The organism is Burkholderia aenigmatica (assembly GCF_048627025.1).
Classification (GTDB): Bacteria; Pseudomonadota; Gammaproteobacteria; order Burkholderiales; family Burkholderiaceae; genus Burkholderia; species Burkholderia aenigmatica.
This window is the reverse complement of sequence record NZ_CP184468.1, coordinates 1406766-1424872: the sequence shown is the minus strand read 5'-3', so window position 1 is coordinate 1424872 and position 18107 is coordinate 1406766. Positions and strand designations below refer to the sequence as shown.

The window sequence follows — 18107 nt, the reverse complement described above, 5'->3', positions numbered from 1 at the left end:
GATTTTACGTGGTTTCGGCGCACGGCTGACGCGGTAACTTCCCGCGATCGCTATTCAGTCAGCGCGCCCTTATTTAGATTTCGACATTTCCATGCCCGCCCTTTCGCTTTCTCCCGCCGAGCGCTCCGCGCTGCGCTCCCAGGCCCATGCGCTCAAGCCCGTCGTGCTGATCGGCGCCGAAGGGCTGACCGACGCCGTGCTGAAAGAAATCAAGGTGCACCTCGACGCGCACCAGCTGATCAAGATCCGCGTGTTCGGCGACGAGCGCGACGAGCGTATCGCGATCTACGACGAGATCTGTGATCGCCTGAGCGCGGCGCCGATCCAGCACATCGGCAAGCTGCTGGTGATCTGGAAGCCCGAAGCCGCCGTAGCGGCCCCGGCCCGTGGCCGTCGTGCCGGCACGCTGCCGAGCGCGGCCGAAGCCGTCGACGACAAGAAAGGCCGTGCACCGCGCACCGTCAAGGTCGTCAAGGTGTCGCCGAACGCAAGCCCCGTGCGTCGCCCGAAGCCGACGAAGGTCGTCGTGCGCGGCAACGAGCGCGTGACGGCAGGCGGTAACGTGAAGCGCGCCAAGAAGCGCCAGGCCAGCACGAAGCGTCCGTTCCAGGACAAGTAAGCATCGAGGCGGCACGGCTACCCGTGCCACCGCCCTGCCCGCGGGCCCGGCATCGACCGGGCCTGCGCGGCACTCGCGTCAGGCGTCGCGCGCCGGCAGACGCCAGATCAGCATCAGCCCCAGCACGCTCTCGACGAGATAGAACACGCTCGAGACGCCGTGCAGCATCCCGAAACGGCTCGCATACGGCGAGTTCGCGATATCGGTGCCCGCATCCATCGCGGCCACCCGCAGCGCGTTCATGAACGGCTGCAGCGCAAAATACCCGACCAGCACACATACGACCATCGCGGCGACGACCCAGCGCACGCGGCGATATTCGCTGCTGCCGCGTCGCACCTGCTGGTTCGACAAGGCGAGCAGCAGCACGCCGCACACGACACCGAGGATCGCCTCGATACGGAACAGCTGGGCGGCGACCGAACCGGCCGTCATCCGCTCCAGCGTCTTGAACAGCACGGGCGCGACCGCATACCCGATCGTCAGCAGACTGCCGACCCACACGGCCGACAGCAAACGGAACACGCGATGCGGCATCACGTCGCCCCGCTTCAGATGTAGCTGACCGAGATGATTTCGTACTCGCGCACGCCGCTCGGTGCCTGCACGGCCGCGACGTCGCCTTCGGACTTGCCGATCAGCGCGCGTGCGATCGGCGAGCTGACCGAGATCAGGCCGTGATCGATATCGGCTTCGTCGTCGCCGACGATCTGGTACTTGACGGTGTCGCCCGACTCGAGATCCTCGAGTTCGACCGTTGCGGCAAAGACCACTCGACCGTCGGCGTCGAGCCCGGCGGGATCGATGACCTGTGCGGCCGACAGCTTCGATTCGAGTTCCGCGATACGACCCTCGATGAAGCCCTGCTTTTCCTTCGCGGCATCGTATTCGGCGTTTTCGGACAGGTCGCCCTGTGCGCGGGCCTCCGCGATCGCGTTGATCACGGCCGGCCGCTCGACCGACTTGAGGCGCTGCAATTCATCGCGCAGTTGCACTGCGCCACGCTTTGTCAACGGAATGGTGCTCATAAACGGCTCAATCGCTAAAAACGGCTATAAAAAAAATCACCGCGATTAAGCGCGTTTCCGATGCACTGGAAACACCGCCTAATCGCGGCACGTGTTGCTTCGACAGGTAACTGACTGCTTAGTTTAGGCGAGCGTGAAGACCTTGTAAATCATAGACTTCCAGATCCTTCAGGTAGCGCAAGCCTTCAACCGCCGCGCGCGCGCCCGACATCGTCGTGTAGTACGTGACCTTGTGCGCCTGCGCGCTCATGCGGATCGAACGCGAATCGGCAATCGCCTGGCGCGTTTCATCGACCGTCGTGAACACGAGTGCGATCTCGCCGTTCTTGATCATGTCGACGATGTGCGGACGGCCGTCCTTCACCTTGTTCACGACCTTCACCGGCACGCCGGCCGCTTCGATCGCGGCAGCCGTGCCCTTGGTTGCGACGATCGGGTAGCCGAGGTCGTGCAGCATGCGCGCGACTTCGACCGCCTTCGGCTTGTCGGCGTCCATGACGGTCAACAGCACCGTGCCCGACTCCGGCAGGCGCGAACCGGCCGCGAGCTGCGACTTGAACAGCGCTTCGCCGAACGTCTGGCCGACACCCATCACTTCGCCGGTCGAACGCATTTCAGGCCCGAGGACCGGATCGACGGTCGGGAACTTCACGAACGGGAACACCGCTTCCTTCACGCTGAAGTACGGCGGCTCGACTTCCTTCGTCACGCCCTGCTGCGCGAGCTTCTGGCCGACCATCGCGCGCGCCGCGATCTTCGCGAGCGGCAGGCTGGTTGCCTTCGACACGTACGGCACCGTGCGCGATGCGCGCGGGTTCACTTCCAGCACGTAGATGATGTCCTGCTTCGAACCGTCTGCCTGCGGCACCTGCTGGATCGCGAACTGCACGTTCATCAGGCCGACCACGTTCAGCGCCTTCGCCATCGCGCCCGTCTGGCGCTTCAGCTCGGCCACGGTTTCCTTCGACAGCGAGTACGGCGGCAGCGAGCATGCCGAGTCGCCCGAGTGGACGCCCGCCTGCTCGATGTGCTCCATCACGCCGCCGATGAACACGGCTTCGCCGTCGCAGATGCAGTCGACGTCGCACTCGATCGCGTCGTTCAGGAAGCGGTCGAGCAGCACCGGCGAATCGTTCGACACCTTCACGGCCTCGCGCATGTAGCGCTCGAGGTCGCGCGGCTCGTGGACGATTTCCATCGCGCGGCCACCCAGCACGTACGACGGGCGCACGACCAGCGGATAGCCGATCTCTTCCGCGAGCGCGAGCGCTTCGTCTTCGGCGCGTGCGGTGCGGTTCGGCGGCTGGCGCAGGCCGAGGTCCTGCAGCAGCTTCTGGAAGCGTTCGCGGTCTTCGGCCGCGTCGATCATGTCCGGCGACGTGCCGACGATCGGCACACCGTGCGCCTCGAGGTCGAGTGCGAGCTTCAGCGGCGTCTGGCCGCCGTACTGGACGATCACGCCGACCGGCTTTTCCTTGTCGACGATCTCGAGCACGTCTTCCAGCGTCAGCGGCTCGAAGTACAGGCGGTCGGACGTGTCATAGTCGGTCGACACCGTTTCCGGGTTGCAGTTGACCATGATCGTTTCGTAACCGTCCTCGCGCATCGCGAGCGCCGCGTGCACGCAGCAGTAGTCGAACTCGATGCCCTGGCCGATCCGGTTCGGGCCGCCGCCCAGCACCATGATCTTCTTGTTGGTGGTCGGCTGCGCCTCGCACTCGTCCTCGTAGGTCGAGTACATGTACGCGGTTTTCGTCGCGAACTCGGCCGCGCAGGTGTCGACGCGCTTGTAGACCGGGCGCACGTTCAGTTCGACGCGGCGCTTGCGGACGTCTTCCGGCGTCGCGCCGAGCAGCTTCGCGAGACGGCGGTCGGAGAAGCCGCTCTGCTTCAGGTAGCGCAGCTCGTCGAACGTCAGCGACGCGAGCGTGCGGCCGCCGAGCGCCTTTTCCTTCAGGACGATCTGCTCGATCTGCTCGAGGAACCACGGATCGATCGCGGTTTCCGCGAAGATTTCCTCGGCCGTCATGCCGATACGGAACGCATCGCCGACGTACCAGATACGGTCCGGGCCCGGCTCGTGGATCTCGATCGCGATCTCGTCGCGGTTGGTCGACTTCTCGTCGAGACCGTCGACACCGACTTCGAGGCCGCGCAGCGCCTTCTGGAACGATTCCTGGAACGTGCGGCCGATCGCCATCACTTCGCCGACCGACTTCATCTGCGTGGTCAGGCGCGAATCGGCTTCGCGGAATTTCTCGAACGCGAAGCGCGGGATCTTCGTGACGACGTAGTCGATCGTCGGCTCGAACGATGCCGGCGTCTGGCCGCCGGTGATTTCGTTCTTCAGCTCGTCGAGCGTGTAGCCGACGGCCAGCTTCGCCGCGACCTTCGCGATCGGGAAGCCGGTGGCCTTCGATGCGAGCGCCGACGAACGCGACACGCGCGGGTTCATTTCGATGACGACCATGCGGCCGTCCTTCGGGTTGATCGAGAACTGCACGTTCGAACCGCCCGTGTCGACGCCGATCTCGCGCAGCACCGCGAGCGATGCGTTACGCAGGATCTGGTATTCCTTGTCGGTGAGCGTCTGCGCCGGCGCGACCGTGATCGAGTCGCCGGTGTGCACGCCCATCGGGTCGAGGTTCTCGATCGAGCAGACGATGATGCAGTTGTCGGCGCGGTCGCGCACGACTTCCATCTCGTATTCCTTCCAGCCGAGCAGCGACTCTTCGATCAGCAGCTCGCGCGTGGGCGACAGATCCAGGCCGCGCCTGCAGATCTCTTCGAACTCTTCGCGGTTGTATGCAATGCCGCCACCCGAGCCGCCGAGCGTGAACGACGGACGGATCACGACCGGGTAGCCGCTGCCGCCGGTGAGCGCCATGATCTCGGCGTGCACCTGGGTCGCCTCTTCCATCGAGTGCGCGACGCCCGACTTCGCGGAACCGAGACCGATCTTGGTCATCGCGTCCTTGAACTTCTGGCGGTCTTCCGCCTTGTCGATCGCTTCCGGCGACGCACCGATCAGTTCGACGCCGAACTTCTCGAGCACGCCGTGGTGGTGCAGGTCGAGCGCGCAGTTCAGCGCGGTCTGGCCGCCCATCGTCGGCAGGATCGCGTCCGGGCGCTCCTTCTCGATGATGCGCGCGACGACTTCCCACGTGATCGGCTCGATGTAGGTCACGTCGGCCGTGTTCGGGTCGGTCATGATCGTCGCCGGGTTGCTGTTGACGAGAACGACCTTGTAGCCCTCCTCACGCAACGCCTTGCAAGCCTGCGCGCCCGAATAGTCGAACTCGCACGCCTGGCCGATGATGATCGGGCCGGCGCCGATGATGAGGATGCTCTTGATGTCTGTGCGTTTTGGCATGGCTGGTGAATTCAATAAGTAATCGTTGTCGTGGGTCGGCCGGCTGCGCTCAGCTCATCGTGGCCAGCGCAAGCTTCACCGAGAAACCGATGAACAGGCCGCCCACGCTGCTCGCCGCGCCTGCTGCAAGCTTGCGGCGGCGGCGGAAGTGCTCGGCGAGCCGCGCACCCGCGAAGATCAGCGTGCTCAGGTACAGGAAGCTCGCGCATTGCGCGATCGCCCCGAGCACGACGAACGACAGCGCAGGATGCGGGAATGCCGGGTCGACGAACTGGATGAAGAACGAGATGAAGAACAGGATCGCCTTCGGATTCAGCAGGCTCACGATCAGCGCCTTGCGGAACGGCCGCTCGCCGTCCACCGCGGGCGGTGCATCGGCCGGCGCATTCGCCGGCGCGCGCAGCTTCCGCCACGCGCTGCGCAGCATGCCGGTGCCGATGTAGAGCAGATACGCGGCGCCGCCGTACTTGACGACGGAGAACAGCAGCGGGTTCGCCTTCAGCAGCGACGCGACGCCGGCGGCGGACAGCACCATCAGCACCGTGTCGCCGACGAACACGCCGCACGCCGCGCGATAGCCGGCCTTCACGCCGCGCTGCGCCGCGAGCGACAGCACGTACATCGAGTTCGGCCCCGGCAGCAGGATGATGAAGATCACGCCGAACACGTAGGTCCAGATATCCGTGATGCCGAGTGCGTGGCCGAACATGATGTGAATCTCCCGTCCTTCAGTTGCGTCGGTGACGTTAAGCGTTGCGCTGCTTCGCCGCGTCCATCAGCGCGGTGAAACGGTCGAACAGGTAGCCGATGTCGTGCGGGCCGGGCGACGCTTCCGGGTGGCCCTGGAAGCAGAATGCCGGCTTGTCGGTCAGCTCGAAGCCCTGCAGCGTGCCGTCGAACAGCGACACGTGCGTCACACGCGCGTTGGCCGGCAGCGAATCCGCATCGACCGCGAAGCCGTGGTTCTGCGACGTGATCACCACGCGACCGTCGCCGAGATCCTTCACCGGGTGGTTCGCGCCGTGGTGGCCCGTCTTCATCTTCAGCGTCTTCGCGCCGACCGCGAGGCCCATGATCTGGTGACCGAGGCAGATGCCGAAGGTCGGCACGCCACGCTCGATGAACTGCTTCGTGGCCGCGATCGCGTAGTCGCACGGCTCCGGATCGCCAGGGCCGTTCGACAGGAAGATGCCGTCCGGATTCAGCGCGAGCGCATCTTCCGCGCTCGCCTGTGCCGGCAGCACCGTCACGTGGCAGCCGCGTTCCGCGAGCATGCGCAGGATGTTGTACTTGACGCCGAAATCGTACGCGACGACGCGGTACTTCGGCGCTTCCTGCATCCCGTAGCCGCTGCCGAGCTTCCACTCGGTCTGCTTCCACTCGAACGGCTTGGTGGTCGACACGACCTTCGCGAGATCCATGCCTGCGAGACCCGGGAACGAACGCGCGAGCTCGATCGCCTTCGCTTCGTCGTCCGAGCCCGTCAGGATGCAGCCGTTCTGCGCGCCCTTGTCGCGCAGGATGCGGGTCAGCTTGCGGGTATCGATGCCGGCGATCGCGACGACGCCTTCGTCGCGCAGGTAGTCGCCGAGCGTGCGGTCCATGCGGAAGTTCGATGCGAGCGCGGGCAGATCACGGATGATCAGGCCGGCGGCATGGACTTTCGTGGCTTCGACGTCTTCGGCGTTGACGCCGACGTTGCCGATATGCGGGTAGGTGAGCGTGACGATCTGGCGCGAGTAGCTCGGATCAGTCAGGATTTCCTGATAGCCGGTGATCGCGGTATTGAACACGACTTCGCCGATCGTGTGGCCTTCGGCCCCGATCGAATAACCACGAAAGACCGTGCCGTCGGCGAGTGCAAGCAAGGCGGGAGTAAAAGACGGCAACACGGGAGGCTCCTTGGGGAACACCCTGCTGCCGACCTGTTTACCCTGCCGCGCGAGCGCCGCGCTGCGTGGGCGCGCGCGGTCGCTTGCTGGACGCGGCCTGCTTTGTCGAGACGCGAACCCGGCGCATGGCGCACGAGGCTTCGCGGCATCGCCCGGCTGGCGGCGTGCGGCGGATGAACGGGATGAATGAGGTAGGCGCTAGGGTGCGAGGTTGATCAGCACAAACTTTCAAATTATAGCCTGAAAATGGCCCTATCTTCAATCGATTTGGCCGTCCGATCGTGCGCCCGCCATGCCCGGCGGCGCGGCGCAACGCGCTGCGGCCCCGTTTCCGCGGCCGCCCTACCCGTCAGCGTACCGCCGGATCAGTGTGCTTGGCCAGCGCCGCGCGCGGGCCAGACGTACCAGACCGCGCTCGCGAGCTGCAGCGCGAGCAGCACGCCCCACGCGGTGAAGTGCGCGGCGGCCGGATAGCGGCCGTCCACCGCAGGCCAGTGCGACAGCACCGCGCCGACGCCGATCTGGAACGCAAAGATCAGCAGGAAGATCACGAGCGTGAGCGTCGTGTTCGCGCGGCCGATCAGATGAGCGGGGAAATGCCCGGCCATCACCGCGTAGGTCAGGATGCCGACACCGCCGAACATTCCGTATGCCGCCCACAGCACGGCCGGCGGCAACGGCACGCCCGCGACGATCGCGGCCTGCGTCGCGACGAACAGCGCCATGCCGACGCCGCAGAACGCGTACACGGACACGCCGCGCCGCTCGAGCACCCGCGCCGCGGCGCCGAAGCCGACGCAGCCGGCCATCATCGCGAAGCCGAGCACCGACACGAGGCGCGCGGCATGCGGCGCATCGAACCCCGCGACATCGCGCAGGTACGGCCCGACCCACAGCGACTGCATCGCGTAGAACACGCCCTGCGTGACGACGGAGAACGACGAGATCTTCCAGAACGCGCGGCTGCTCAGGATATGCCACGTGCCCTTGAACTGGCTCACGAGCCCGCCCTGATGGCGCACCTGCTTCGCTTCCGGCGCGCCCAGGCCGATCGATGCTGCGACGATCACCGTCAGCACCGCGAGACCGAAACAGATCGCGCGCCAGCTCGTCCAGCCGAGCAGCCAGGTCAGCGGCGAGCCGACCATCACGCCGCCGAGGCCGCCAACGGCCATCACGAGGCCGTTGACGAGCGGCAGCCGGCCGACCGGGAAATGCTGCGCGAGCGCCTTGAATGCCGCGCCGAGACACACCGATACGCCGACGCCGATCAGCAGCCGGCCGGCCATCATCGTGCCGAGGTTGTGCGCGGCGCCGAACACGGCCGCGCCAGCGGCCGCGAACAACAGCATGCCGGCCGTCACGCGGCGCGAGCCGAAGTGGTCGAGCATCACGCCGGCCGGGATCTGCGCGCCTGCGAAGCCGAGAAAATAGAGACTGGTGAGCAGCCCGAGATCGGCGGCCGACAACCCGAGCTCGTGCGTCACGAACGGCGCGAAGCCCAGATTGACGCCGCGAAACACATACGACACGAAATACCCGACCGAAAACAGCGCGAGCACCCTCACCTGCACCGACGACATCGCTTCCCCTCGTTATATGAAGACATTCGAAGCAGCGCCCCCGCGCCGCGCACAAACAAAAACGCCGTCACCTCGGTGACGGCGTTTCGTCGCATTTCGTCGGATGATAGCGCAATCGCGCGAACCGGGCCGGCCGCACGATGCGTTCGAGGCTGCGTTACTTCTTCTTGCCCTTGTGCGCAGCGGCCTTGGCCGGGGCCGCCTTCGCCGATTTGGCCGCCGGCTTCGCCGCGCCGCGCTTCGCGCCGTGCGACTTGCCGCCTACCGCCAGGCTCGCGCGCTCGATGTGCGCACCGGCGGCCGACGTCGCGATCCGCTCCGGGCCGGGTTCCGCCGGCACCGAACGGCCGACCGGCACGTGCAGCACGAGCGCCTGGCCCGGCATCACGAGATCGCGGTGCGTGCGGTTCCACGCCTTGAGCTGACCGACCGACACGCCGTAGCGGCCGGCGATCGCTGCCATCGACTGCTTGCGGCGCACGCGGATCAGCATCTTGCGCGTATCGGGTACGTCGGGCTCCATCGCGAGCGCGCCGTTTTCGGCGACGTCGGCGCTGATGTCTTCGTCGTCGTCATCGCCGCGCGGCACGACGATCGTCGAGCCCGGCTTCAGGCGCATGCCGGCCGGGATCTTGTTGATCGACATCAGCGTATCGGCGTCCACACCGATCTTCTCGGCGATCGCGGCCGGACGCGCACGTTCGCTGACCGTATAGGTGGTCCACGACGAAAGCTGACCGTTGTAGGCCTTCAGGTTCTTCTCGAACGCCGACGCGTTGTCGAACGGCAGCAGGATCTGCGGCTCGGTCGCGCCGAGGATCACCGGCTTCGAGAACGACGGGTTCAGCGAGCGGAATTCGTCGAGCGACAGGTTCGCGAGCTTCGCGGCCACCGCCACGTCGATGTCACGCGACGTCGTGACCGTCACGAAATACGGGTGGTTCGGGATCTCCGGCAGCGTCAGGCCATACTGCTGCGGATTCGCGATGATGTTCTTCACCGCCTGCAGCTTCGGCACGTAGTTGCGCGTCTCGTTCGGCATCCGCAGGCTCAGGTAGTCGGTCGGCAGGCCGGCCGCCTGGTTGCGCGCGATCGCGCGCTGCACGTTGCCCTCGCCCCAGTTGTACGCGGCCAGCGCGAGATACCAGTCGCCGAACATGTCATGCAGGCGCGACAGGTAGTCGAGCGCGGCGCTCGTCGACGCGAGCACGTCGCGGCGCTCGTCCTGCCACATGTTGCGCTTCAGGTTGTACGTACGGCCCGTGCCGGGCATGAACTGCCACATGCCGGCCGCCTTCGCGACCGATAGCGCCTGCGGGTTGTACGCGGACTCGATGAACGGCAGCAGCGCGAGCTCGGTCGGCATGTGACGCGCCTCGAGCTCCTCGACGATGTGGTACAGGTACTTCTGCGAGCGCTCGGTCATGCGCTGCACGTAATCCGGGCGCTGCGTGTACCACGTGGTCTGCATGTCGACGAGGTCGGTCTGCAGGTCGGGCATCTGGAAACCGCGGCGGATGCGACCCCAGAGATCGGAGTCTGCACTGGTCAGGTCGCCGACGGATTGCTTGTCGACGTCGACAGTTTCTTTGGCGGTGGCTGATTTACGGAGGTAGTTGGACGTCGCCTGCGAATCGGCGGCGTTGTTGGCGACAGGGGCCTGGCTCGCACAAGCGGCGAGCAGCAGAACCACCATCGCACTCAATATAAGTCGCATGAAAATCTCTGCTTCCGACGGCTGGAAATTGCAGGCGATACTACGGAAGTGCGTGCTTCACGTCAATAAAAACACCGAAAACTCAGCGAAATCCTACATTTGGAGCAATTTTTACAGATACCGCTTGAGCTTTGGAGTCCTCCGAAAATCGTCATCGGAACCGGTTTTTCCACTCGCGCATCAGCGTGAACGCCGTCAGACGATCCGGCACCGTTTCGTGCAGTTCGGTCTCGAGCGTCGCGCGGATCGCATCGCTGTCCGCACGCATGAACGGGTTAACGGCACGCTCATGCGCGATCGTAGTGGGCAGGGTCGGCACGCCGCGCGCACGCCGCGCCTGCGCGTCGTCGCGCCACGCGGCGAGCGCCGCATTGCCGGGTTCGCATGCGAGCGCGAAGCGGATGTTCGACAGCGTGTATTCGTGTGCGCAATGCACGTGCGTGTCGCCCGGCAGTGCCGCGAGCGCGTCGAGCGACGCGAGCATCTGCGCGGGCGTGCCTTCGAACAGACGGCCGCAGCCGCAGGAAAACAGCGTGTCGCCGCAGAACACGTGCGGCGCCGCGTTGCCCTGCCCGGCCGCCTGAAAATACGCGATGTGGCCGCGCGTATGGCCCGGCACGTCGAGCACGTCGAACGTCGCGGCGGGCGCGTCGAGCGTCACGCGCGCGCCGCCTTCGAGCGGCTGCGTGACCACGCCGATCGCCTCGGCGGCCGGGCCGTAAACGGGCAGCGGCACATCGTCCGGTTGGCTATCGCGCAGCGCCGCGACACCGCCGACGTGGTCGGCGTGGTGGTGCGTGAGTAAAATAGCGGTCAACCGCCAGCCTCGTTCGGCAAGAACCCGGCGCACCGGCGCGGCTTCACCCGGATCGACGGCGATCGCATCGCGGCCGTCCGAGACGAGCCAGATATAGTTGTCATCGAATGCCGGAACCGGCACGTATTCCAGCTCGTTCATGGGCGCGCAATCATCGTTATGTCTGACCGTCAAATTATAGACTGGCCCGCCTGGACCGACTCACCGCCCGGCCGCTACGTGCTGGACTGGGAGCAGGCGCAGCTCGACCGGATCGTGTCCGACGTGTTCGGGTTCCACGCGCTGCAGCTCGGCCTGCCGCAGCTCGACGCGCTGCGCGAGAACCGCATGCCGTATCGCGGCCTCGTGCTCGATCCGGCGAGCGGCGCGAGCGCGCCGTACCAGTATCCGTGGGCGCGCGAAGCGCATGCGCCCGAGCACGCGCCCGCCGACCGCAGCACGACCTGGTGCGACCTGCTCGACCTGCCGTTCGAGTCGCAGAGCGTCGACCTGATCGTGATGCCGCACACGCTGGAATTCACGTCCGACCCGCACCGCCTGCTGCGCGAGGCCGAGCGCGTGCTGATGCCGGAAGGCCAGCTCGTGATCACCGGGTTCAATTCGCTCAGCCTGTGGGGCATGCGGCAATCGTTCGGGCGCATGGCGAACCGTCCGTTCGTGCCGGCCACGCGCGACCAGATCGCATTCATCCGGCTCAAGGACTGGATCAAGCTGCTCGGCTTCGATCTCGAACGCGGCCGCTTCGGCTGCTACCGGCCGCCGCTCGTCACCGACAAGTGGCTGGCCCGCTACGGCTTCATGGAAGCCGCCGGCGACCGCTGGTGGCCGATCTTCGGCGCCGTCTACATGGTGACGGCCGTCAAGCGCGTGCGCGGCATGCGCCTCGTCGGCCAGATCCGGATGAAGAAGCCCGTGCTCGCACCGGGCCTGACGCCGGCGGCCTCCCCGACCACTCATCAAGAACATTCATGACTACCGATACCATCGACATCTATACCGACGGCGCCTGCAAGGGCAACCCCGGCCCCGGCGGCTGGGGCGCACTGATGCGCTACGGCGACAAGGAGAAGGAGCTGTTCGGCGGCGAGCCGAACACGACCAACAACCGCATGGAGCTGATGGGCGTGATCGCCGCGCTCGAAGCGCTGAAGCGGCCATGCCAGGTGATCGTGCATACCGATTCGCAATACGTGCAGAAAGGCATCAGCGAGTGGATCCACGGCTGGAAGAAGAAAGGCTGGGTCACCGCGGCGAAGACGCCCGTGAAGAACGCCGACCTGTGGAAGCGGCTCGACGCGCTCGTCGCGCAGCACGAGGTCGAGTGGCGCTGGGTCAAGGGCCACGCGGGCCATCCCGAAAACGAGCGCGCGGATGCGCTCGCGAATCGCGGCGTCGAATCGCTCACGGCCTGAACGCAGGCCGCCCCCTGTTTTTTACGTTTTTCCCGACATGCGCCAGATCATTCTCGATACCGAAACCACCGGCCTGAACGCCCGCACGGGCGACCGCCTCATCGAAATCGGCTGCGTCGAGCTGCTGAACCGGCGGCTCACCGGCAACAACCTGCACTTCTACGTGAACCCCGAGCGCGACAGCGATCCGGGCGCGCTGGCGGTGCACGGGCTCACGACCGAATTCCTCAGCGACAAGCCGAAATTCGCGGAAGTCGCCGACCAGATCCGCGACTTCGTGAAGGACGCCGAGCTGATCATCCACAACGCGCCGTTCGACCTTGGCTTTCTCGACGCCGAATTCGCGCGGCTCGACCTGCCGCCGTTCACCGAGCAGTGCGGCGGCGTGATCGACACGCTGGTGCAGGCCAAGCAGATGTTCCCTGGCAAGCGCAACTCGCTCGACGCGCTGTGCGACCGCTTCGGCATCAGCAATGCGCACCGTACGCTGCACGGCGCACTGCTCGACTCGGAGCTGCTCGCCGAGGTGTACCTCGCGATGACGCGCGGCCAGGACAGCCTCGTGATCGACATGCTCGACGACGAAGCGGCCCACGGCGGCGCCGGCAACGGTCAGCGTGTCGCGCTGGCGTCGCTCGACCTGCCGGTGGTGGCGGCCAGCGACGACGAGCTCGCCGCGCACCAGACACAACTCGACGAACTCGACAAGTCGGTCAAGGGTACCTGCATATGGCGCAAGTCCGCCGACGCGGGCGCCGCCGAAACGGCCTGACCCACACGGCACGCGCCGCGGCCGCGCTCACGCGCGCGGCTGCAGCGCGATGACCGCCATGCCGCCGAGCGCGAGCGCCGCGCCGGCCACGTCCCAGCGGGTCAGCGCGACGCCGTCGACCACCCGCAGCCAGACCAGCGCCACCGCGATATACACGCCGCCGTACGCGGCATAGGTACGCCCCGCCGCACTCGGGTGCAGCGTCAGCAGCCACGCGAACAGCGCGAGCGACAGCGCGGCCGGCACCAGCAGCCACACCGGTCGGCCCGCCTTCAGCACGAGCCATGGCAGGTAACAGCCGACGATTTCGGCCAGCGCGGTGGCGGCGAACAGCGCCGCGATCCTCATCAGTTCGGTCATCCGGTTCCTCGTGAATTCGGCCCCCGTCACCAGGGGCTGCACGGCCCCGCCGCGCGCCGCCGATCATACCCGAGCCGCCCCAGCCGGATCCCCCGCCAGACGGGCGTTTCCCGGCAATTTGCACGATCATCCGTCATCGTGCTATCATGTCGCCTGTTTCAACATTCAATCTCTGTCTATTCGATTTCGAGAGAAGTCCGTCCGCGTGTTGCGGGCCGGCCCTTCGACCGAAATTGCATCCACAGGAAAGCCCGCCCGACAGGCCCGCTTTTCTCGTTTCGTTGCCCCTTCGGGGCGCTTGCCGGAACGCCGGACATCGTCCGCACCGGCATCTGCCGCCAGCATCACGCGGCCCATTCTTCATGAGCGCACTGTCGCGACGGCCCATCGGGCCCGCGTCGAAGCAGCCCCTTACAGCCCTTTACCGCCTGTTGTGCAGTAAGTGCTTAAAGGTTTGCCCCGACGCGCAGCACACGACACCGCGCTCGCCGGCAAACCGTGTCGGACGGCCCGCCCGTTCGGCGCAGTCAAAGGAGTGCATGACCTTGACCGCAACACACGTCAGCCCGACCGCTGCTTCTTCCTCCGCTTCGTCGTCCGGCGAAGCGCCGCTCGTCGCGGACGACATAACCGTCGTCGACCAGAGCCTCCTCAAGCGCGCCGTCAGCGCGATGGCCATCGGCAATGCGATGGAATGGTTCGACTTCGGCGTCTACAGCTACATCGCCGTCACGCTCGGCAAGGTGTTCTTCCCGTCCAGCAGCCCGTCCGCGCAGCTGCTCGCGACCTTCGGCACGTTCGCGGCCGCGTTCCTCGTGCGCCCGCTCGGCGGCATGGTGTTCGGCCCGCTCGGCGACCGCATCGGCCGCCAGCGCGTGCTCGCCGCCACGATGATCATGATGGCCGTCGGCACCTTTGCGATCGGCCTGATCCCCAGCTACGCGTCGATCGGCATCATGGCGCCCGTGCTGTTGCTCGTCGCGCGTCTCGTGCAGGGCTTCTCGACCGGCGGCGAATACGGCGGCGCGGCCACCTTCATCGCCGAATTCTCGACCGACAAGCGCCGCGGCTTCATGGGCAGCTTCCTCGAGTTCGGTACGCTGATCGGTTACGTGATGGGGGCCGGCGTCGTCGCGCTGCTCACCGCGTCGCTGTCGCAGGAAGCGCTGCTGTCGTGGGGCTGGCGCGTGCCGTTCCTGATCGCCGGCCCGCTCGGCCTGATCGGTCTCTACATCCGGATGAAGCTCGAGGAAACGCCCGCGTTCAAGCGCCAGGCCGAAGAGCGCGAAGCGCAGGACAAGGCCGTGCCGAAGGCGCGCTTCCGCGACACGCTGATGCGCAACTGGCGTGCCCTGCTGCTGTGCGTCGGCCTCGTGCTGATCTTCAACGTGACCGACTACATGGTGCTGTCGTACCTGCCGAGCTTCATGTCGTCGACGCTGCACTTCGACGAATCGCACAGCCTCGTGCTCGTGCTGATCGTGATGGTGCTGATGATGCCGCTGACGCTCGCCGCCGGCCGCCTGTCCGACCGGATCGGCCGCAAGCCCGTGATGCTCGCCGGCTGTGTCGGGCTGCTCGCGCTGTCGATCCCGTCGATGATGCTGATCCATGCGGGCACCACCGCGTCGGTGTTCGGCGGCCTGCTGATCCTCGGCGTGCTGCTGTCGTGCTTTACTGGCGTGATGCCGTCGGCGCTGCCGGCGCTGTTCCCGACCGAGATCCGCTACGGCGCGCTCGCGATCGGCTTCAACGTGTCGGTGTCGCTGTTCGGCGGCACGACCCCGCTCGTCACCGCGTGGCTCGTCGAGGTCACGCACAACCTGATGATGCCCGCGTACTACATGATGGGCGCCGCCGTGATCGGCATCGTATCGGTCGTCGCGCTCGCCGAAACCGCACGCCAGCCGCTGAAGGGCTCGCCGCCGGCCGTCGCGACGCGCCGCGAAGCCCACCAGCTCGTGCGCCAGATGCGCGAGGACGACGAATCGGACATGTACGGTGTCGTGTCGCCGGCACGCGCCTGAACGTCGCCCATGAAAAAGCCCCGGCCGAAGCCGGGGCCCGATCGAACCCGATCCGCCCGACCGGCTTGCGCCGGCCGGGCTTTTTTTCATCTGTGCGCTGCGCGCGCCATCATGCCTGCGCTTCGCAGTGGCGGCAGAAAATCAGTGCGCGTGAACGCGACACGGCTGCCTGCGCGCCGCGCGCCGCGACGATCAGCCCGACCTGACTGAGATTGAAATCGCGCTCGACCATCAACTGCGTCAGCGCGGCAAGCGGCAACACGAGGGACGGGTGGTACAGGCTCGATTCGATCAGGGCTTTCATCATCGGCTCCATCAGGCAAGGCGTGATTCGATGGAGTGGATTCTAGGGATCGGCCGCTTCCGGATAAACAGCACGAATGCGAAGGCACTTGTCGGCCGCCGCGAACAATCGGCAAACGCTTGCCGGACAAGGCCGGGCGGACGACCGGGCGCGGCGCGCGGCGGTCTGCCGCCCCGCCTGACGCCTAGACGAGCGGTGTTTCGACGAACGCCGGCAGCGCTTCCGCCCGCGCCGAATGCGCGGCCAGTGCCGGATAACGGGCCGGATCGATCCGCGTAAGCACCGGGTAGTCGGCCGCCATGAACTGCGTGAAGCGCCATGCCACCGCGACCGTCACGTCGGACTGCAGCAGGCGCGCGCCACCGAACCAGCCGTTCGCGGCCGCGGCGAGCGGTTCCAGTGCGCTGTACGCGCCCTCGATCTGGCTCAGCACGCGCTCGAGCCACGGCGCGTGCTGCTTGTCGGCCGGACGCAGCGCCTGCTCGTAGACCACCTGCACGGTCTTCTCGGCCGCCGCCAGCGCGAAACCGACCGGCACGAGCGCGCGCAGCCGTGCATCGGCGGCGTCGGGCAGCAGGCGCCGCTCCGGCGCGACCAGGTGATCGAGATAGTCGACGATCAGCGACGAGTCGATCAGCGTCGCACCGTCGCCGGTCACGAGCGTCGGCGCCTTGACGACCGGGTTGATCGCCCGGAACTGCTCGAAATGACGGAACACCGAGATCGACTCGTGTTCGAACGGGAGGTCGAGCAACTTCGCCGAAATGGCGACACGACGCACGAACGGGGAATCCAGCATGCCGATCAGCTTCATCGCAAACGCTCCGCTTGAGGGGAATGGGATCGACGACTGTAGCAGCGTCGTGTGGCTTCGCCTAGCGCGCCCCTGCACTTGATGCGCATCAGCCAGCCGCGCGCCGGGCTCACGCTGTCCGGCCACAGTGACCATAATGCAAGTTCATGCCCCTCCACCCCAAGGTTCGCCATGTGGTATGCCCTCGTCGAGCAGCAGCGGGAATGGATGCGCGCCTGGCGCGCGGCGACGCGGCACGCGTTCGACGCGTGGCCCGCGGCCACGCTGCCGCATGCCGCGTCGTCGTGCTACGACGACCTGTTCGAGCCGCTGCTCGGGCCGCCGGACGGCCCCCCGCGCTTCGACATCGACTGGCCGTCCGTCGGTGAGCACGTCGTCGCGCGCACGCCGTTCTGCGACCTGCGGCGCTTCACGCGCGCCGATCCGCGACGCACGGTGCTGCTGTGCGCGCCGCTCGCCGGGCACGCGGCCGTGATGATGCGGGAAACCGTCGAGACGCTGCTCGCGGACGGCGACGTCTGCGTGACCGACTGGCGCAATGCACGCGACGTGCCGCTCGCATCGGGCCGCTTCGGGCTCGACGAGTACGTCGCGATGCTCGACGGCTTCGTCGACGGGCTCGCGCACGACGACCGGCCGCTGCATGTCGTCGCCGTGTGCCAGGCGACCGTGCCGGTGCTCGGCGCGCTCGCCCTGCGCGCCGCTCGCGGCCTCGCACCGCCCGCGAGCGTCACGCTGATCGGCGGCCCGCTCGACGCACGCCGGAATCCGAGTGCGCTCGGCACCGCCGCCGCCGCCCACTCGCTCGACTGGTGCCACCGCCACCTGATCGACATCGTGCCGCCCGGCTTCGCAGGGCACGGCCGCCGCGTATTTCCGACCTATCTGCAGCAGGGCGAGATCGCGCTCGTGTACCCGCAGCGCTTCCTGACGCTGATCGAGGCCTACGCGCTGGCCGCGTCGCGCTTCGACATGACCGGGCTCGCCGGTGCCCGGCGGGCGCTGCTCGAATACACGGCGCTGCTCGACATGCCGGCCGAGTATTTCCTCGATACGGTCGACATCGTGTTCCAGCGCATGAGCCTCGCGCTCGGCACGTGGGACGTGGGCGGCCAGCGCGTCGAGCCGGCCGCGCTGCGCGGCATCGCGCTGCTGACCGTCGAAGGCGCATGCGACAAGGTCACGGGCGCCGGCCAGACGCATGCGGCGCTCGACCTGTGCAGCGGCCTCGCCGACGACGAGCGCTACCGCATCGACATCGACGACTGCGATCACTACGGGTTGTTTACGGGAGCGCGCTGGCACGGGGACGTCCATCCGATGCTGCAGCGCGTGTTCGCGTGGGCCGAAACCCGCCGCCCTCGCCCACGCCGCCTCAGGCGGACGTGA

At 66.8% G+C, this 18107-nt stretch carries 17 protein-coding genes; 6 read left to right on the top strand and 11 right to left on the bottom strand.

What is annotated here, in order from left to right; translation table 11 throughout:
• Positions 1 to 91 precede the first annotated feature (91 nt).
• Entirely contained in the window at positions 92 to 619 is a 528-nt protein-coding gene (locus ACN8ZM_RS06725; protein ID WP_420210816.1) for a YhbY family RNA-binding protein, read from the top strand.
• Positions 620 to 697: 78 nt separating this feature from the next.
• Here ACN8ZM_RS06725 and ACN8ZM_RS06720 read toward each other — a convergent pair whose 3' ends face one another.
• From ACN8ZM_RS06720 to gloB, 8 genes are all read right to left on the bottom strand, one after another.
• Positions 698 to 1156 (bottom strand): DUF4149 domain-containing protein, encoded by a 459-nt coding sequence (locus ACN8ZM_RS06720; protein ID WP_021163361.1) that lies wholly within the window; start codon positions 1154 to 1156, stop codon positions 698 to 700.
• A gap of 14 nt (positions 1157 to 1170) precedes the next feature.
• Entirely contained in the window at positions 1171 to 1647 is a 477-nt protein-coding gene (greA, locus tag ACN8ZM_RS06715; protein ID WP_043182276.1) for a transcription elongation factor GreA, read from the bottom strand.
• A gap of 118 nt (positions 1648 to 1765) precedes the next feature.
• On the bottom strand, positions 1766 to 5020 hold the full coding sequence (carB, locus tag ACN8ZM_RS06710) for a carbamoyl-phosphate synthase large subunit (protein WP_043182275.1): 3255 nt from the start codon (positions 5018 to 5020) through the stop codon (positions 1766 to 1768).
• Between the two features lie 49 nt (positions 5021 to 5069).
• Positions 5070 to 5729: a leucine efflux protein LeuE gene (gene leuE / locus ACN8ZM_RS06705; RefSeq protein WP_089450244.1), complete on the bottom strand. Its 660-nt coding sequence runs from the start codon at positions 5727 to 5729 to the stop codon at positions 5070 to 5072.
• 37 nt (positions 5730 to 5766) lie between these two features.
• Complete coding sequence (gene carA / locus ACN8ZM_RS06700) at positions 5767 to 6912, bottom strand: glutamine-hydrolyzing carbamoyl-phosphate synthase small subunit (RefSeq protein WP_043182271.1); 1146 nt, start codon at positions 6910 to 6912, stop codon at positions 5767 to 5769.
• A 365-nt stretch (positions 6913 to 7277) separates the two neighbouring features.
• Entirely contained in the window at positions 7278 to 8495 is a 1218-nt protein-coding gene (locus ACN8ZM_RS06695; RefSeq protein WP_205822305.1) for an MFS transporter, read from the bottom strand.
• Between the two features lie 157 nt (positions 8496 to 8652).
• Complete coding sequence (locus ACN8ZM_RS06690) at positions 8653 to 10212, bottom strand: transglycosylase SLT domain-containing protein (RefSeq protein WP_043182269.1); 1560 nt, start codon at positions 10210 to 10212, stop codon at positions 8653 to 8655.
• A gap of 151 nt (positions 10213 to 10363) precedes the next feature.
• Complete coding sequence (gene gloB, locus ACN8ZM_RS06685) at positions 10364 to 11170, bottom strand: hydroxyacylglutathione hydrolase (RefSeq protein ID WP_205822306.1); 807 nt, start codon at positions 11168 to 11170, stop codon at positions 10364 to 10366.
• Between the two features lie 18 nt (positions 11171 to 11188).
• On the opposite strand from gloB, the gene ACN8ZM_RS06680 reads away from it, so the two are divergent.
• The 3 genes from ACN8ZM_RS06680 to dnaQ are packed head-to-tail and all read left to right on the top strand — an operon-like array spanning position 11189 to position 13213.
• Positions 11189 to 12001, top strand: coding sequence for a class I SAM-dependent methyltransferase (locus tag ACN8ZM_RS06680; protein WP_043182267.1), 813 nt, complete (start codon positions 11189 to 11191; stop codon positions 11999 to 12001).
• On the top strand, positions 11998 to 12441 hold the full coding sequence (rnhA, locus tag ACN8ZM_RS06675) for a ribonuclease HI (protein ID WP_039347704.1): 444 nt from the start codon (positions 11998 to 12000) through the stop codon (positions 12439 to 12441). The genes ACN8ZM_RS06680 and rnhA overlap by 4 nt, the downstream gene beginning before the upstream one ends.
• A 37-nt stretch (positions 12442 to 12478) precedes the next feature.
• A complete protein-coding gene (gene dnaQ, locus ACN8ZM_RS06670) occupies positions 12479 to 13213 on the top strand; it encodes a DNA polymerase III subunit epsilon (RefSeq protein ID WP_043182263.1) in 735 nt (244 codons plus the stop codon).
• A 27-nt stretch (positions 13214 to 13240) separates the two neighbouring features.
• Here the strand turns inward: dnaQ and ACN8ZM_RS06665 are convergent, their stop codons facing one another.
• Positions 13241 to 13573 (bottom strand): YnfA family protein, encoded by a 333-nt coding sequence (locus ACN8ZM_RS06665; protein ID WP_089450241.1) that lies wholly within the window; start codon positions 13571 to 13573, stop codon positions 13241 to 13243.
• Between the two features lie 539 nt (positions 13574 to 14112).
• Between ACN8ZM_RS06665 and proP the strand changes: the two genes are divergently transcribed.
• Positions 14113 to 15600: a glycine betaine/L-proline transporter ProP gene (gene proP, locus ACN8ZM_RS06660; RefSeq protein WP_043182259.1), complete on the top strand. Its 1488-nt coding sequence runs from the start codon at positions 14113 to 14115 to the stop codon at positions 15598 to 15600.
• Positions 15601 to 15709: 109 nt separating this feature from the next.
• Here proP and ACN8ZM_RS06655 read toward each other — a convergent pair whose 3' ends face one another.
• Entirely contained in the window at positions 15710 to 15916 is a 207-nt protein-coding gene (locus ACN8ZM_RS06655) for a hypothetical protein (protein ID WP_174915255.1), read from the bottom strand.
• A gap of 172 nt (positions 15917 to 16088) precedes the next feature.
• Complete coding sequence (locus ACN8ZM_RS06650) at positions 16089 to 16718, bottom strand: glutathione S-transferase family protein (protein ID WP_420210815.1); 630 nt, start codon at positions 16716 to 16718, stop codon at positions 16089 to 16091.
• Positions 16719 to 16889: 171 nt separating this feature from the next.
• On the opposite strand from ACN8ZM_RS06650, the gene ACN8ZM_RS06645 reads away from it, so the two are divergent.
• Positions 16890 to 18107 (top strand): polyhydroxyalkanoate depolymerase, encoded by a 1218-nt coding sequence (locus tag ACN8ZM_RS06645; protein ID WP_205822308.1) that lies wholly within the window; start codon positions 16890 to 16892, stop codon positions 18105 to 18107.

Bases quoted from the DNA above. Each gene is read 5' to 3' on its own strand.
- ACN8ZM_RS06680 (WP_043182267.1), top strand. From the start codon at position 11,189: ATGTCTGACCGTCAAATTATAGACTGGCCCGCCTGGACCGACTCACCG.
- ACN8ZM_RS06645 (WP_205822308.1), top strand. From the start codon at position 16,890: ATGTGGTATGCCCTCGTCGAGCAGCAGCGGGAATGGATGCGCGCCTGG.
- ACN8ZM_RS06655 (WP_174915255.1), bottom strand. From the start codon at position 15,916: ATGGAGCCGATGATGAAAGCCCTGATCGAATCGAGCCTGTACCACCCG.
- ACN8ZM_RS06650 (WP_420210815.1), bottom strand. From the start codon at position 16,718: ATGAAGCTGATCGGCATGCTGGATTCCCCGTTCGTGCGTCGTGTCGCC.
- ACN8ZM_RS06725 (WP_420210816.1), top strand. From the start codon at position 92: ATGCCCGCCCTTTCGCTTTCTCCCGCCGAGCGCTCCGCGCTGCGCTCC.
- ACN8ZM_RS06665 (WP_089450241.1), bottom strand. From the start codon at position 13,573: ATGACCGAACTGATGAGGATCGCGGCGCTGTTCGCCGCCACCGCGCTG.
- rnhA (WP_039347704.1), top strand. From the start codon at position 11,998: ATGACTACCGATACCATCGACATCTATACCGACGGCGCCTGCAAGGGC.
- ACN8ZM_RS06720 (WP_021163361.1), bottom strand. From the start codon at position 1,156: ATGCCGCATCGCGTGTTCCGTTTGCTGTCGGCCGTGTGGGTCGGCAGT.
- proP (WP_043182259.1), top strand. From the start codon at position 14,113: ATGACCTTGACCGCAACACACGTCAGCCCGACCGCTGCTTCTTCCTCC.
- carB (WP_043182275.1), bottom strand. From the start codon at position 5,020: ATGCCAAAACGCACAGACATCAAGAGCATCCTCATCATCGGCGCCGGC.
- greA (WP_043182276.1), bottom strand. From the start codon at position 1,647: ATGAGCACCATTCCGTTGACAAAGCGTGGCGCAGTGCAACTGCGCGAT.
- leuE (WP_089450244.1), bottom strand. From the start codon at position 5,729: ATGTTCGGCCACGCACTCGGCATCACGGATATCTGGACCTACGTGTTC.
- gloB (WP_205822306.1), bottom strand. From the start codon at position 11,170: ATGAACGAGCTGGAATACGTGCCGGTTCCGGCATTCGATGACAACTAT.
- ACN8ZM_RS06690 (WP_043182269.1), bottom strand. From the start codon at position 10,212: ATGCGACTTATATTGAGTGCGATGGTGGTTCTGCTGCTCGCCGCTTGT.
- dnaQ (WP_043182263.1), top strand. From the start codon at position 12,479: ATGCGCCAGATCATTCTCGATACCGAAACCACCGGCCTGAACGCCCGC.
- ACN8ZM_RS06695 (WP_205822305.1), bottom strand. From the start codon at position 8,495: ATGTCGTCGGTGCAGGTGAGGGTGCTCGCGCTGTTTTCGGTCGGGTAT.